General features: G+C 51.0%; 10 protein-coding genes. All 10 read right to left on the bottom strand.

Going from position 1 to position 13607, the window contains the following annotated elements:
* Positions 1-2: 2 nt before the first annotated feature.
* The 10 genes from BN8899_RS21215 to BN8899_RS15795 all read right to left on the bottom strand — a co-directional run bounded on the left by BN8899_RS21215 (position 3) and on the right by BN8899_RS15795 (position 13598).
* Positions 3-887, bottom strand: coding sequence for a GNAT family N-acetyltransferase (locus BN8899_RS21215; RefSeq protein ID WP_231932398.1), 885 nt, complete (start codon positions 885-887; stop codon positions 3-5).
* Positions 866-1987: a VWA domain-containing protein gene (locus BN8899_RS15835; RefSeq protein WP_065220128.1), complete on the bottom strand. Its 1122-nt coding sequence runs from the start codon at positions 1985-1987 to the stop codon at positions 866-868. The genes BN8899_RS21215 and BN8899_RS15835 overlap by 22 nt, the downstream gene beginning before the upstream one ends.
* Positions 1988-2017: 30 nt before the next feature.
* Positions 2018-4306 carry a DUF5682 family protein gene (locus BN8899_RS15830; protein WP_065220127.1) on the bottom strand — a complete coding sequence of 763 codons (2289 nt, stop codon included), beginning with the start codon at positions 4304-4306 and terminating at the stop codon, positions 2018-2020.
* Positions 4307-4322: 16 nt separating this feature from the next.
* Complete coding sequence (locus BN8899_RS15825; RefSeq protein WP_065220126.1) at positions 4323-5402, bottom strand: ATP-binding protein; 1080 nt, start codon at positions 5400-5402, stop codon at positions 4323-4325.
* Between the two features lie 32 nt (positions 5403-5434).
* Positions 5435-6919, bottom strand: coding sequence for a DUF5691 domain-containing protein (locus BN8899_RS15820; RefSeq protein ID WP_065220125.1), 1485 nt, complete (start codon positions 6917-6919; stop codon positions 5435-5437).
* Positions 6903-8237, bottom strand: a complete 1335-nt coding sequence (locus tag BN8899_RS15815; RefSeq protein WP_065220124.1) for an SWIM zinc finger family protein — start codon at positions 8235-8237, stop codon at positions 6903-6905. Before BN8899_RS15815 ends, BN8899_RS15820 begins: the two co-directional genes overlap by 17 nt.
* Before the next feature lie 116 nt (positions 8238-8353).
* On the bottom strand, positions 8354-9724 hold the full coding sequence (locus BN8899_RS15810) for a thioredoxin family protein (RefSeq protein WP_148375472.1): 1371 nt from the start codon (positions 9722-9724) through the stop codon (positions 8354-8356).
* An 87-nt stretch (positions 9725-9811) separates the two neighbouring features.
* Positions 9812-11320: a PKD-like family lipoprotein gene (locus BN8899_RS15805; protein ID WP_082987095.1), complete on the bottom strand. Its 1509-nt coding sequence runs from the start codon at positions 11318-11320 to the stop codon at positions 9812-9814.
* Between the two features lie 8 nt (positions 11321-11328).
* On the bottom strand, positions 11329-12159 hold the full coding sequence (locus BN8899_RS15800) for a DUF4843 domain-containing protein (RefSeq protein WP_065220121.1): 831 nt from the start codon (positions 12157-12159) through the stop codon (positions 11329-11331).
* Between the two features lie 11 nt (positions 12160-12170).
* The gene (locus BN8899_RS15795) at positions 12171-13598 is read right to left on the bottom strand and encodes a RagB/SusD family nutrient uptake outer membrane protein (protein ID WP_065220120.1); all 1428 of its coding nucleotides are present in this window, start codon (positions 13596-13598) and stop codon (positions 12171-12173) included.
* Between the last annotated feature and the right edge of the window lie 9 nt (positions 13599-13607).

Raw genomic sequence — 13607 nt, 5'->3', positions numbered from 1 at the left:
CGTTAGATTTGTCGTTTCAAGTAGATCATGTCGACGCAGGGCTGACCGTTGTCGATGACGGGCTCGGGGTAATTGTCGGTGAAGAAGTTCTTGACCACGTGATCCCGTTCGAAGCCACAACGCTCGTAATACGCCACCCCTTGATCGGCGGTTCCCACCCACAGGCAGTCGAAACGTCCGCGGTAGAGATTTGCCAGCGAAGAGAGTATGTATGTCCCGTACCCCTGCCCCTGGTAGGCGGGAGCCACGGCAAGGTTCTTGATTTCACCCCGGGCGTCGACGACCGCCTCGCCGATGACTTCGCCGTCCCGCTCGAGCACGAACATCTCGCTCGCCGAGAGGTAACGGTCGATCATTTCCTCGGAAGGGTCGGCATCCAGCAAGAGTGGCAGGTAACGCTTCTTGTCGCCCGTGACTTTTACCAGCCGCAGGCGGGGATTCTTCAAACGCAGGTGCAGGAGCGGGTAAGGATCGCCGAAACCGTCGACGGCGCTCCGGCTCGCGACCTCGAACCCCAGGCGGAGGTAGAAGCCTACCGCCTGTTCGTTTTGCTCGTTGACGGTGACGGTTTCAGCGTGATACTCGTCGACCGCCCATTCTACCAAGTCCCGCCCGATGCCCATGCCCCGGTAATCGGGATGCACGAATAGCATCTCGATGGAGGTGTCGTCCAACCCCAGGAACGCCACGACTTCGTCGCCCTCGTAATGCAGGAGGAGAGGCAGCGCACGGCAATTCTCCCGCACGAAAGGACGGTAGAAGTCGATAGCCCCTTCCGCGAGGAAGTGGTGGGTAGCCCGCACGGAGGCTTCCCATATCTCAACGCAACGCTCGACGAGTGCGGCACTTTTCTTCGTTTGTTTCATCATTTGTTTTTTGATAACCATACGCTAATATCTTGTTTCGCGAGGGCGGTTGCCATCAAGTCCGGGAATTTATCCGGCGTGCAGGCAAAAGCCGGGACACCCAGTTCGGCTAGGAATTGGGCGTTCTCTTTGTCGTAGAAAGGCGCACCGTAGTCGTTCAACGCCAGCAGCACGATAAGTTGTACGCCGCTCTGCACGAGGGCGACCATCTTCTCGCGCATTCCTTTCTCGTTGCCGCCCTCGTAAAGGTCGGTGACGAGCACCAACACCGTGTCGGCGGGACGGGTTATGACGGTTTGGCAATAGCCTAAAGCCCGGTCGATGTCCGTGCCCCCGCCCAACTGTACACCAAACAATAAATCCACGGGGTCTTGCAGGTCGTCGGTCAGGTCGACAACCGAAGTGTCGAAGACTACCATGCGGGTTTGCACGGAGGGAATGGAAGCCAGCACGGAACCGAATATGCCCGAGTAGACGACCGACGAGCCCATGGAACCGCTCTGGTCGAGGCAAAGGACAATGTCCTTCAGCGCCCGCCGTTTGCGCCCGTAGCCGACGCGCACTTCCGGGATAATGGTCTTGTATTCCGGCTGGTAGTTGCGCAGGTTCTTCTCGATGGTGGTTTTCCAGTCGATCTCGTTGTAGCGGGGGTTACGCCGCCTGCTGGAACGATTCAACGCCCCGGCTACCGCCTGTTGCATGGGCGCCGAGAGTTTCTTCATCAGTTCGTCCACCACTTTGCGCACGACTTCGCGGGCGATCGCCTTGTTCTTTTCCGGGATAACCCGGCTCAAGGACATCAACGTCGCCACCAGGTGCACGTCGGGGACGATCGACTGGAGCATCTCTTTCTCGGTGAGTAAAGAGGTGAGGTTCAAGCGTTTTATGGCATCTTTCTGGATCACCTGTACCACCGATTGCGGGAAGAATTCCCGAATATCACCCAGCCAACGGCTTACTTTGGGAGCCGAACCTCCCAGCCCGCCCCGCCGGTCACTGTCGTACAAGGCACGCAAAGCGTCGTCGACACGGGATTCCTCGGGAGTTAACGTTATCCCCGTGCCGTCCGCCTCATCGCCCCCGAGTATCAACCGCCATCTCTTTAAAAGAGCTTCATCCATAAATGTCTGTTTTAATCATTGAATATATCGTTATTTTATTCCCACGAGTTGCCAAATTAAAGGAATGACTTTCCGGGCATCTTCCGCGTTGAAAGCCTCGCTCCCGGCGTGCAGGCGTTTCACGCCGGAGGTCCCCTTGGCTTTCTCGCCCAGTTTCCGCCGTTCCGGCACGCTGTACTCGCTGAAGGTGCGCCTTAATATGGGCAGGAGTTCCAGGAAGGTGCCGTCGTCGAGAGAAGCCAGCCAACCGTTCACGAGTTCCCACAATTGTTCGTCCAGGAGAAGGATGGTTCCCGATGATTTCAGGAATCCCTCGAACCAGAAAGCCGTTTCGGAGGCCGCGTTGCCGCGGGAAGTGTAATATTGCAGGGTTTGAGCCGTTTCCTCGTGCCCGAGTATATTCTTGTCCCGTAGCAAACGAGTGGCATAGCCCGATAACAGGGGATGGGTGCCGCGAGACTCACGCACTTTCCGCACGAGTTCCGTCCACATGGAGATTAGTTCCGGCTGGTTTGCCGTTGCCACGGCGTAATCGACCGCGACAAACTTCTCCATCAGGTCGGCAGCCGCATCCTCGTCGATATTGGCACACGCCAACACTCCCCCCGCCAGTACACGCGCCATCATGGCGTAAAGCATATCGTTGACTTTCGCGTAGTCGAGGTTCCGCACGCTGCCGTAACGCACGACCGTTACCAGGCCGGGGATGGCTTTCATCATTTCCAGCACGTCGGTCGTGGAGGCGGCGAGGGCATCCAGACGCCGCGTCATTTGCTCCACCAAGCCGGGCAAGTCGGCAGGAATTACCTGTTGCAATAAATCGACGAGCGCGGAGATGGAGGGTATATCTTCGGCCTGACGCACGTTGTAGGCAACGACCGCTTCCGCCAAGGTATTTCCCCAAACGGCTTTCTCGATGATAGAGAGCGTCTGTTCCGGCTCGTAGTACACGGACCAGGACTCTTTGAAAGTTCCCTTCCCGTCGCTTCCCAAGGGGCGTGCCAGGCGTATCCCGAGCAGGTTCAAACGGTGGAAAACGATACTCCGTTCCAAGTCGTTGGGCTTGCGCAGGTCCAAGTCGTATTCCTTTATCCCGGTGGTTAAGGGCAAACGTAAACGCTTCAACAGTTTCTCCACGTCCACGAGCAAGGGCACTTTGGGGACATCGCCGGGGACGGCTCCCATGCGGTCGCTGATGACCAGTGCCTCCCGGATGATTTGCAGGACGACGGGGTCGCCGAAGCCCATCACCGTGGTGACGGCATCGTTGTATTCCTCGAGCGAGGGGCGGGATAATCCCCGCAGGGCCGCCGTCACTTGTGCCAAGCGTACCGTTTCGATCACGTGTGCCACGGATATGTCCATTCCCCGGGAACGGAATAATGCCGCCACTTTACTCATCCAGCGGGTACCGTCGTCATCGGGGTAATCCCACACGTGGTCGTACCATCCCGGGGAGATGATTCCCGCCCCGTAGCCGCTGCGGTAGGACAAACGGTCGTAAGTCCACGGTATCCACGTGCATTCGACCTTTACTTTGGGCAAGCCTTTCAATAGTTCGTTATCTTCTTTTCGCGCGGGCATTTTCTCCAACCCGGGCACGTGCCAAGCCCCGCAGATGACGGCGATACGTTGGCAGCCTTCTTTTTGTGCCGCCCGGATCATCTTCCGCATCCAGGCTTCGCGCAGGGAGGTTTCCCGGTCGATCGCGGGGTATGCCTCCCGCAAGGCGGTGACGGCTTCGCGCACGGCAAGGAATATTTCTTCGTTGTTCCGGCGATTCTCGAAGTTCACTTCCCACCAAAGTTCCGGGTCGTCGTACCCTGCCGCTTTCGCGAGAGCGGCGAAAGGATCGACGTGCATCGGTTCCGGCGGCACGGGTGAGGCTTCCGCCTCCGGTTGGTCCGCCGGGGCGGATGGCATCCCCTCGTCTTCCGTGTCGTGCGCCTCTTCGCTAGCTTTTTGCAGCTCCGTTTGTTCTTCCCGCTCTTTCCATAACGCCAAATGATGTACCAGCGGCAAGTCGAAGAAACGGAGCGGTATCCCCCGCTTCACGGCATAACACATCGCCTGCCACTCCGGGGAGAACCCGGCGAAAGGATAGAAAACCGCCCGCTTGGGTTCGTCGGGCTGGTAAGCGAGCAAAGCCACGGGGGGCTTCATTTGCTCGTGAAGTACGCCCGGCAGCAAGGGTTCTGCCTCGGGCGGTCCCTCCAATAATATCATATCCGGTTCCAGTTCTTCCAAGTAGGCTTTCACGTTTTTAGCCGAACCGGGACCGTGATGTCGTATACCTAAAAAATGTATTCCGTCTGCCATAGTATGAATTAATCTATTACAGCATTTCGCGGGACGCGCGATAAATGTCCTTCCACCCGTCGCGCCCTTTCACTACTGTTTCGAGGTACTCTTGCCAGATTACACGATCTTGCACGGGGTCTTTGACGACAGCCCCGATGATACCGGACACGAGGTCGACGGCATTCAGGCGCCCGTCGCCGAAATACCCGGACATGGCAAGCCCGTTATTCACGACGGATATGGCTTCGGCGGTGCTCAAGGTGCCGGAAGGGGTTTTCAGTTTCGTTTTCCCGTCCTCGGTTGCCCCACCCCGCAATTCGCGGAAGATGGTTACCACGCGGCGAATCTCTTCCAGTGCCGGTTTCTCGGCAGGGATGTCCATCACGGTGGAGAATCCTTCCACGCGGCGGCGCACGATGTCGATTTCTTCCTCGATGGTGTCGGGCAAAGGCAGGATCACGGTGTTGAAACGACGCTTCAAGGCGCTCGAGAGTTCGTTGACTCCTTTATCCCTGTTGTTGGCGGTAGCGATCACGTTGAAGCCCCGGATAGCCTGTATCTCCAGGTCCAGTTCGGGAACGGGGAGGGTTTTCTCGGAGAGGATGGTGATTAACGTGTCCTGCACGTCCGAACCCACGCGGGTTAATTCCTCGATACGAGCCAGCTTGCCGTCCCGCATCGCCCGCATCACGGGAGTTTGCACTAAAGCACCCTCGCTGGGTCCTTCCGCCAACAACTTGGCATAGTTCCAACCGTAGCGGATGGCTTCCTCGCCCGTTCCGGCTGTTCCCTGCACGATCAGCGTGGAATCACCGGATATGGCAGCCGCCAGATGTTCGCTTACCCAGCTCTTTGCCGTCCCCGGCAGACCGTATAACAATAAAGCCCGGTCGGTGACCAAGGTTGCCACGGCGATCTCGATCAACCGACGGTTCCCGATATATTTTGGACTAATTTGAAAACCATTCTTTAATGTCCCACCCATCAGATAGGTCACGACCGATTGCGGGGATAGTTGCCAGTTTTCCGGAACCTTGTTGGTCTCGTTTTTCTTTAACTCGTGCAGTTCTTCCTCGAACTGTTGTTCGGCGTGTTGTCTTAGTAATAAACCCATATTGTAAGTTGTTTAAAATTTAAAGCCGGTATCTACATTTCCGCTGTAAATCCTTCTTGTATATCCTTTTTTATTTGTATTAATTGCTGCATACGCACGGTGAATTCCCAATGGCTTCCGCTATTCTCTTTTGCCGCCCCCAATTCCCCGATATAGCCAAGCAGCGATACCGGCAGGCGTAATGCCAGTTGCTCGCAGGTGGGGCGGTCGTAATAACAATAGGCCATGCTGTAAATCATTTTCAGAACGCCGCGGGAAAACTTCTCGCCCCATTCCTCGTCATTTTCATCCAACCATTGCATCACGTAGAAGTTGGGTTGCGCTTTCCCTTCCAGGTTCAATTCCTCCCGCTGCCCGACGGATAGCAAGGGCACAAGGGGGAGCAATTCCGGGTGTTGCAATACCCGCTCGCCTTTCAGCCAGTAGTACGCCCATTGGCGGTCGTTGAAGTTGAAAATGGCGTTTTCCAGATGAATATACTTGGAAAAAGGCGGGGATTTACGCGCGCACTGTGCCGCCGTTTCAAGGTCGCATTCCAAGATTTCACTCCAGAAGGACAAGGGTACGCGCTCTGCCATTTGCCTTAAGATGTAGTCGCTGTCGCTCTCTCCTTTATTGCTACTGACCTCGTTGATACCCGCTTTTTTGAACTCATCCGAGTAAGCGACCGGGTCGACGGACCAACCGAACAGGCGGCGATAGTGCAAGTGCCGCTTTAATGTCCGGGCGTATAATCCGACGATAGCGGAATCGGGTATCCTCCGCAACAGGCCGAGGGCGGTATCCCTTACCGTGCTGCTACGATCGCCGACACGCACGCTTTCCAAGAATTCTTCGTCCGATTTGGACAAGCCGGTCTTCAAACACTCCAGCAATTCCGCCCGATGTTGTGCCGGCTCGTTCTTCCATTCCGCGCGCAAGAGTTCGATCCCCCGGGGAGGATCGCTTTCCCTTACCCGGGACAGGATGCGTTTCCGGTCGGCGTGTGTTGCCGTTTCCCAATCCTCGTTTCCTTCTTCCTGCATGGGCGGATAGTTCATCAAGGGGAGCAACCACCGTCCCCGGTTGCCGATCAGGGAAGCCAACAGGCGTTTCTCGCGCTTTGCCGTCTGGCTACCCGGCAAGAATGCCCTTTCCAACACGTCCGGCAGGTATTCCGCGGGGATCAAATAGCCCCGTTCCGCGGCCGTCTTGTACCACAAGAGTAGCATATGCGCGTACTTTTCGCCTAATAGCATTCCCAATAATGCCGCCGCTTTTTTCCCGGGGTAAGGCATCGTTTCCGGCTCCGCGGCCGTGACCGGAATGGGGTCTTTCAAGTTCAAAGGTTCTAACCCGGAACGGTAATAAGCGAAGAAGGCTGCCGCTATCTTGTAAAAGAGGTCCTCCCCGTCCGCCGCGGTTTCCTTTATTTTCGACAAGGTATCGCCCAAGTCTTCCGGCAGGTCCCCGGCGGATAGTTCCCGGTTAGCCGTCCCCAGCAGGGCTGTATTGATTACGTTATCCGTTATGCTCATTGTTCAACGTGTAATATTTATCATCTATCCATAATGACAAGGCTCTCCACACGCGTTCTCCCGCCATGAAGAAGCCCGTGAATTCCCGACCGCCGGTCACGGCGAGCCCTTTCAGACGGGCGGATTCTCCCGCACCCAACGCCACGAAACGCCCGTCCCTGTCCCGCAACCAAAACTGCCCCTCGTGTACCGCGAAACGCACCCCGCTCACGATGACCGGCACTTCGTGGAGAAAAGGGTTTACCGTGAGTTTCTCCCGAAAATACCGCATCGCTTCCGACAAGCCCGCGTATCCCGCACTCCCGTCCGCCACCGGGAATATTTCCCCCGGTCCCCGCTGCTCGCGCACCAAGACCCGGGTCGGGTCGATCCCCCGGTAAAAGGTTAAGTCTGCCCGGACGACGTTGCCGGGCATAAAGGCGATCTCCGGCAATGCCCCCGCCATGATAAACTGCAAGAATAGGGCGTATTTCTTACTTTGTCGCCCGTACAACCAATTGTACTCGACGGTCAGGCGGTCTTGTTGTAAAGACTCCGTGCCTACCACGTACCAGTCATCGGTCACCGTCTGACCTTTCGCGAGTACTTCCTCCTTCGATTGGGGGTATCCCACGAGGGTACGAATCTCATCCTGCCATTCCCCGGGCAGTTGGTCCAGGTGTTTATAACTTTCCGCCACGAGATAGGCTTTGCTTAACAAGGCGGTCAACTGGTATTTCCAGTCTTCCCCGAAATAGTTGATTTCCTGTAACTGACGCATCATGCCCGCCAATCCAGGAGCCTGCGCGTCCACCATACGTTTCGCGATTCCCTCGAACAGCTCCCGCGCCCGTTCCGGCACGTTCAACAAACCGTTACGCACCAGATCCCTGAGCCAGCCTTGTAAGTCCTCGGCTCCTCCCAGCACCTTTCGATGTCGTGCTTCCAGGCGTTTCGCCTGAGCCTCGGCATCTACCGGCTTGTCGCTTTTCTCTTTCTTTTCCGCCGCTTTATTCACCCGTTTATCCAACCACTCGACAACCCACGCGGGTTCTTCCCCGGTAGAAAACAGGTCCGGTTGTGATGCGTATAGAAATAGTAATCCCAAACTATGTTTACAAGGAAATTTACGACTCGGGCAAGAACATTTGAAAGCTATATTCTGCAAATCCACCTGTGTCTGGTAAGGATTCGCCCCGCTTCCCTGGCAATGTCCCCACAATGCCCGTTCACTAGCCCCCCGCAATACCCATTTCGCCGCCGAGGCCAAGCCCTTCCCGGCTTTCACGGATGCCGCGTCGGGAGCTAACTTAATAATCTGCTCTTCTGATAATCGCATGTATCCACATTTTCAATATTCAATGTCGGCAAATTTAAGGGTAAATATGAGATATCAAAACGTCCATCAACGAAATTCATGTTGATGGACGCAATATATCCCCAATCACCTCTTTTTCATTCGACAAATATCGATTTCAATTCTTCCACATCATGAATATCCTCCACTTTTTGACGAACAGAACCATCTGGAAGCACGACAATAAAAGTCGGAAATGTATTTACACCGAACTGTTTAACCAATTCAAGTCCCTTTTCTTTTTTCACATCGTATTCCAAACAAAGGAAGTTTCTGTTCAACAAGTCACAGACATTCTCTTGTTCAAGTATTGCAACTTCGTTATTCATAAAACAAATGAATAGTTTACGACCTTGACGCTTCGCTTTCACCAAAGCTTCCTCGTAACTCAGATTCTGAAAATAAACGCCCACGCTTGCCGCTATTTTAAGCGACTCGAAGTAATTCGCTACATAATCGGTACTATTTCCAGCGATATTCATGTATTTATCCTCCAAGCGAATAAGCCGATTCAAATCCTCTTTCGTTGCTTTCTCCCGAATAGCATTAATCGCATTCATAGTAGCCCACAATTCTCCGTTTTCGTTTGTCTCGACCTCTCCGGCCAAAACAATCACTTTTTCAACATCACGTTCTGCACTAGCCAGCCTCAATTCCAAATCACGGGTTAAAAGTGTTTTATTCGACAGATCAAGTTTGGCTAGTTCTCCTCGCATTTTTCTTAGTAATTCCACGGAATCCGCTGAAAAACGCAATTGATTCGTGAATGTATTAACCAGATATTGTTCCACTTTTTCTTTACCTATATTCTTATAAAAAGTCAAAACGTGATCTAAAACAAGCTGATAATCTGCAGTTCCATATACACTCTTCTCTAGAATTGGCCAATACTCTTTTTTCATTTTATCTTTCCGCATCAATAGGGCATTCAATTTCTCTCCCACCTCTGCACTCTTTTCCTTTTCAAATGCCTCGTTCAGCGCGATCTGGTATGCCATCAATTGCTTTTTATTCATTTTCCCTTGTTGATGTATCTTTTCCAAATAATCAAGAGAAGTCTTCGTGTTCAATCCTCGTTCTACTCTTGCGATAATTTTGTCGACATCCCCGCCACCCACGATTTTGTGTTGCACGGTGCCATCGGGACGAATGATAAAGAAGGTCGGGAAAGCTTTCAAGGGAAATCGTTTCGCCAATTCTTTCCCCTCTCCCTTTTCCATGTCAAACTTCACGGAAATAAACCTCGGGTTAAAGAAATCGCCGGCTTCTTTCCGGGGGAAAACATTATCGGTCATGTATTTGCAGGGACCACACCAACTCGTGTAGCAATCCATGAATACAAGTTTATTTTCAGCCTTGGCTTTAGCTAAAGCTTCTTCAAAGGTGAGGTGCTCGAAATTCACGCCTCCTTGACAAAATACCGAAAAGCACGAAAAAAGAAATGCTATAATTAAAAATATACGTTTCATATCTATATAATTTACAAGCCAAAATAAAAGATACCCGGATCTCTCCAAGTACCTTTCATTTTCAATTAAAACAATTAAAATACAACATTAAAACAAGAAATTCGAAGAACTACTTTCCACGTAGTTGATGCAAGCCACACGCCCGTTCCCCTCGAAGGTAGGTTCACTTAACGGTTTCAAGTTGTCAGCATCAAATTCGTGCAGCCATACTTTGTACTTCCCGTTCGCGTAAGTGGCAATGGCGAAGCAGTCTATCTCAGAACCATAAGTTTCACTCATCGGATTGGGGTACATAATATGTTGCATACAAGTAACCTTTTCCCCGGCAGGTAAATCCAGAATGGCTTCCTCGTGCTGGTTGTCTATAACATATTTATACAACTTTTGGTCTTTCACGAAATAAATTACTCCGAAATTCGCATTCACAGCTCTTGCTTCTGCCGTGGGTAGCCCTGATGTTGCCGGAAGTATATTCACGTTTCTTATGCGATTGTCATTACCAAAGCCATTTAAATTAAGTTTTACCACCATGTAACTGTCCGGTTCAGAATTCTTTTTCATTAAAGCATAAGACGGCCAACTTAAGTTTTGTATTTTATGATTTACAGAACTTGACCATATTAGATCGGCGTCCATATTGTTGCAACTTATTGGAGCATTAGAACTTTCCACGAAGCGGGCGAAATTTCCATAGTTGATATACACGAATGATTTGCTTAGGTCATCGAAATAGGTCGTTCCTGGTAAAGCTCTAAATGCTTTGGAAAGGCGATAATTTCCGTATAATGGATAAAATGATGTCGCATTGGTTGTAATGAAACGATAGGCCGTGTAGTCATTCACCATGTCTACGGTAACTTCATCATTTGCGATATAAATATCTTGAAAATTCTTGACCTCCAGAGATTCAAAGAATAATGATTCAATAGGTAGTTGGATTTTTCCACTATTCAAGTTCATGACAGCAAGTTCTTCTTTAGCGACCGGTATCAACACGTCGATATTACTGTAGCCTCCGCCTGTAGTCGCATCTGAATATTTGGCCGAGAAGATGCTTTTCACGGCTTCGCCTTTCAATTTCTTCCCGTCGTTGTAGAATGCAATCCAGTTGTCAATACGACCGCCATCATAAATGAAGTCGTAGTCGGTGTATTTCTCGGAGGTACCTTCATCTTTCAGCAAGTACCATCCCTTGGAATTGATGGTGCTCACTTCCAAGGTGCTGCGGTACGTGGTGGTTACTTTTGTCGCCTTGTCTGTCACGTTAAATACCAGATAATAAGTTCCCGGATTTTCATTGACTTCATAGTTCAAATCCTTTGCCCGCCCGATCGTGTCCGGGGTGTAGATAATCCCGTCTTTGCGGACAGAGGTCCAAAGCTCCCAAACGTATTCCACCTCGGATTCGGTTGTCACGGTCGGGGAGATGGACAATATATCTTGGTGCGAAATCTTCGAGTATTTCTCCTCGATGCCCTCGATGGTGACGCTGTTCAACTCGGCGTAATCATACTTGTTGTCATCCTCGAAACACGCCACGAAAAACAGGCTCATGAAGAATGACCACCGGATTATATTATGTATATTTTTCATCATGTCGTTCTTTATTTAAAGGTGATTAATTTGCTGGAGAGATCTCCCTCTACTTCTCTCATGGGCGCCGCTCCACTTGCTATATTCGCAGGATCATTATTATATCGGTCCAATGCGGTTTTGAATTTTACCTGGTAGTGATTTTGCGCTCCGCTAATCCCATACACTTTCGTGTTCCACCATTCATCATTAATCTTTTCGCCTGTCACCTCAATCATGAACTCGTGTTTTCTTGTGCTGTATTCTCCAAATGCCCCGTAACCACCTGAGTATGGATAATTCCCCCAGAAGTTGGGTTTGACCAATTTATCAGCGCAAATCAGCGTGTACTCCACGTCGTTCTTTACCCCTCCGATTTTAAACTCGTCGTTATCGCCCAATTGAATCTTCAGGGTATAAACGTTTTCTTTCAGAGAAGGATCCCGCAGGAAAATGACGGGAATGAAGGCTTTCACTTCGTTTGCCGGGATGACCATCAGCTGTTTTGCCTCTTCGCTGTCAAAAGAGACGAAATGCTTGCCGGCAATGGCGTTATAAGGATTTTTCGTGACCGTGGAATCCACTTTTACACCATTTTCAATGGTGTACTCCACGTCGTACACGGTCACTTGCCGGATGGCGACCGCCCGGTCGTAATCCCTCGGGCCTCCCATGGTTTCCACGGGAATGTAAAGCGTATCACGAACCACATCGGCCTCGTCATAATAGAATGTGGTTGAGGCTTCTCTCGTGTAGCCTCCCAGGTAGACCCTGGGCTCGTCGCTATAAAGTTTCAAATCTGCTTCGCTGCAACCCTGCATGACCAGCATCAACACCACGAATAATATATATATACTTTTCATATTCGTCAAAATTATTTGTTGTTATAGATTATTTCTCTCTCGGGCAAAGGCACCACGTACGATTCAGGTTTCAACGGACTGTAATCGAGCGCAGAAGTTGCCCCTGTTCTTTTGTAGAAGAAAAACATTTGCCCCTCGGCGTAAAACTCTTTGTTAAACTCTTTCTTCAACACGTTCTCCCGGTTGGAGGTCAGGTCAACATTGCTGCTCACTCCCCTTGTGGAGGCATACTCCCCGTATAATTGATTTGCTTCTGTCGCGGAGGTGGTGGCTTCCATCACGATGAAATACATCTCCGTCAAACGAATCAATGGAATCTCGTTTTTTGCATCTCTTTCTGTTTGGTAGAATTTCTTGCAAACATAAATATCTTGACCGTTTTTCTTTAAGTCTACCCATTGCTTGCTGCGCCGAACGTCTGCCACGCTCTCGTTGGTCGGGAACACATAGTAAATGAAATTCCATCCCGCGTATTTCCCGTTCCCGGTCAAATCAAAAGTGCCGGTCGCTTTCGTGTCCAAGTTATACACGCTCAAACCGAAGATGCTCTCCGAGGCACAAGCCAAGTCGCCCGTTTCCATCGTACTTCCATCAGCCAAGGTCCACATCTTTTGACCGTCGGCATCTTTCGCATCAATCACCTTCTTCGCGTAGAGAGCCGCGTTGGCTTTGTCTTGTGTCCACAGGTACAATCTCGCTTTCAATGCCAATACCGCGTAATAATTCATGCGTACTTGTCGGCTAGTCCAATAATCATCCTCCACGTCACACGTCGTCTCATCCTTCAATTCATCGATCGAATAGCTCAATATCGGATCCACCTTGCCTAATAGCTCCTCTGCCTCATTCAAATCCTCAAACAAGAGTTGTACGAATTGCTCGTAAGTGGAGTGATCATGGATTTCATTAGTGACGGTCTTCACGTAAGGCAATATTTTGTCTTCCTTAATTTCACCTGTCGGCATGGGACCGAAAAGACGCAACACGTCCAAGTGGCAAAACGCACGAATCGCTAAAGCTTCACCTTTGATGAGCTCGTAGTTTCCTGTCGTGAAAATGTCTTTTTTGTCGTCGATCACTTCCAAGATACTGTTCACGTCGGCGATTGCCTGGTAGTAGGTTTTGAAAATATTTGCGAATCTGTCTTTGACCGAACTGTTCGTATAATTATATTGCTGTATATACTGATCCGTCTGCCCGGCAGTAGGTTCCCAGTGTTTACCCAAGTATTCGATGGCGCCCCATGTCATTTCGCCACCATACAAACCGTCACTCTTTAAGCGGATATAAGCCCCGGAGAGCACATCCCGGAATCCTTTCTGCGTTTCCAGCAAGACATCTTTTCTGATCTGCGTACGGGGATTCACGTCCAACCAATCATTGCAACTGGGAAAAAGAATTCCCGATAATATTACTGCTATTAAAAATATCTTTTTCATAATCTTCTT

Origin of the sequence: Butyricimonas sp. Marseille-P2440 (genome assembly GCF_900091675.1) — a bacterium.
GTDB lineage: Bacteria > Bacteroidota > Bacteroidia > Bacteroidales > Marinifilaceae > Butyricimonas > Butyricimonas synergistica.
The sequence above is the reverse complement of the archived record's forward strand: the minus strand, read 5'-3'. Positions and strand labels throughout refer to the sequence as shown.

Excerpts from the sequence above, each read along its gene's own strand:
- BN8899_RS21215 (WP_231932398.1), bottom strand. The coding sequence starts at position 887 with ATGGTTATCAAAAAACAAATGATGAAACAAACGAAGAAAAGTGCCGCA.
- BN8899_RS15835 (WP_065220128.1), bottom strand. The coding sequence starts at position 1,987 with ATGGATGAAGCTCTTTTAAAGAGATGGCGGTTGATACTCGGGGGCGAT.
- BN8899_RS15830 (WP_065220127.1), bottom strand. The coding sequence starts at position 4,306 with ATGGCAGACGGAATACATTTTTTAGGTATACGACATCACGGTCCCGGT.
- BN8899_RS15825 (WP_065220126.1), bottom strand. The coding sequence starts at position 5,402 with ATGGGTTTATTACTAAGACAACACGCCGAACAACAGTTCGAGGAAGAA.
- BN8899_RS15820 (WP_065220125.1), bottom strand. The coding sequence starts at position 6,919 with ATGAGCATAACGGATAACGTAATCAATACAGCCCTGCTGGGGACGGCT.
- BN8899_RS15815 (WP_065220124.1), bottom strand. The coding sequence starts at position 8,237 with ATGCGATTATCAGAAGAGCAGATTATTAAGTTAGCTCCCGACGCGGCA.
- BN8899_RS15810 (WP_148375472.1), bottom strand. The coding sequence starts at position 9,724 with ATGAAACGTATATTTTTAATTATAGCATTTCTTTTTTCGTGCTTTTCG.
- BN8899_RS15805 (WP_082987095.1), bottom strand. The coding sequence starts at position 11,320 with ATGATGAAAAATATACATAATATAATCCGGTGGTCATTCTTCATGAGC.
- BN8899_RS15800 (WP_065220121.1), bottom strand. The coding sequence starts at position 12,159 with ATGAAAAGTATATATATATTATTCGTGGTGTTGATGCTGGTCATGCAG.
- BN8899_RS15795 (WP_065220120.1), bottom strand. The coding sequence starts at position 13,598 with ATGAAAAAGATATTTTTAATAGCAGTAATATTATCGGGAATTCTTTTT.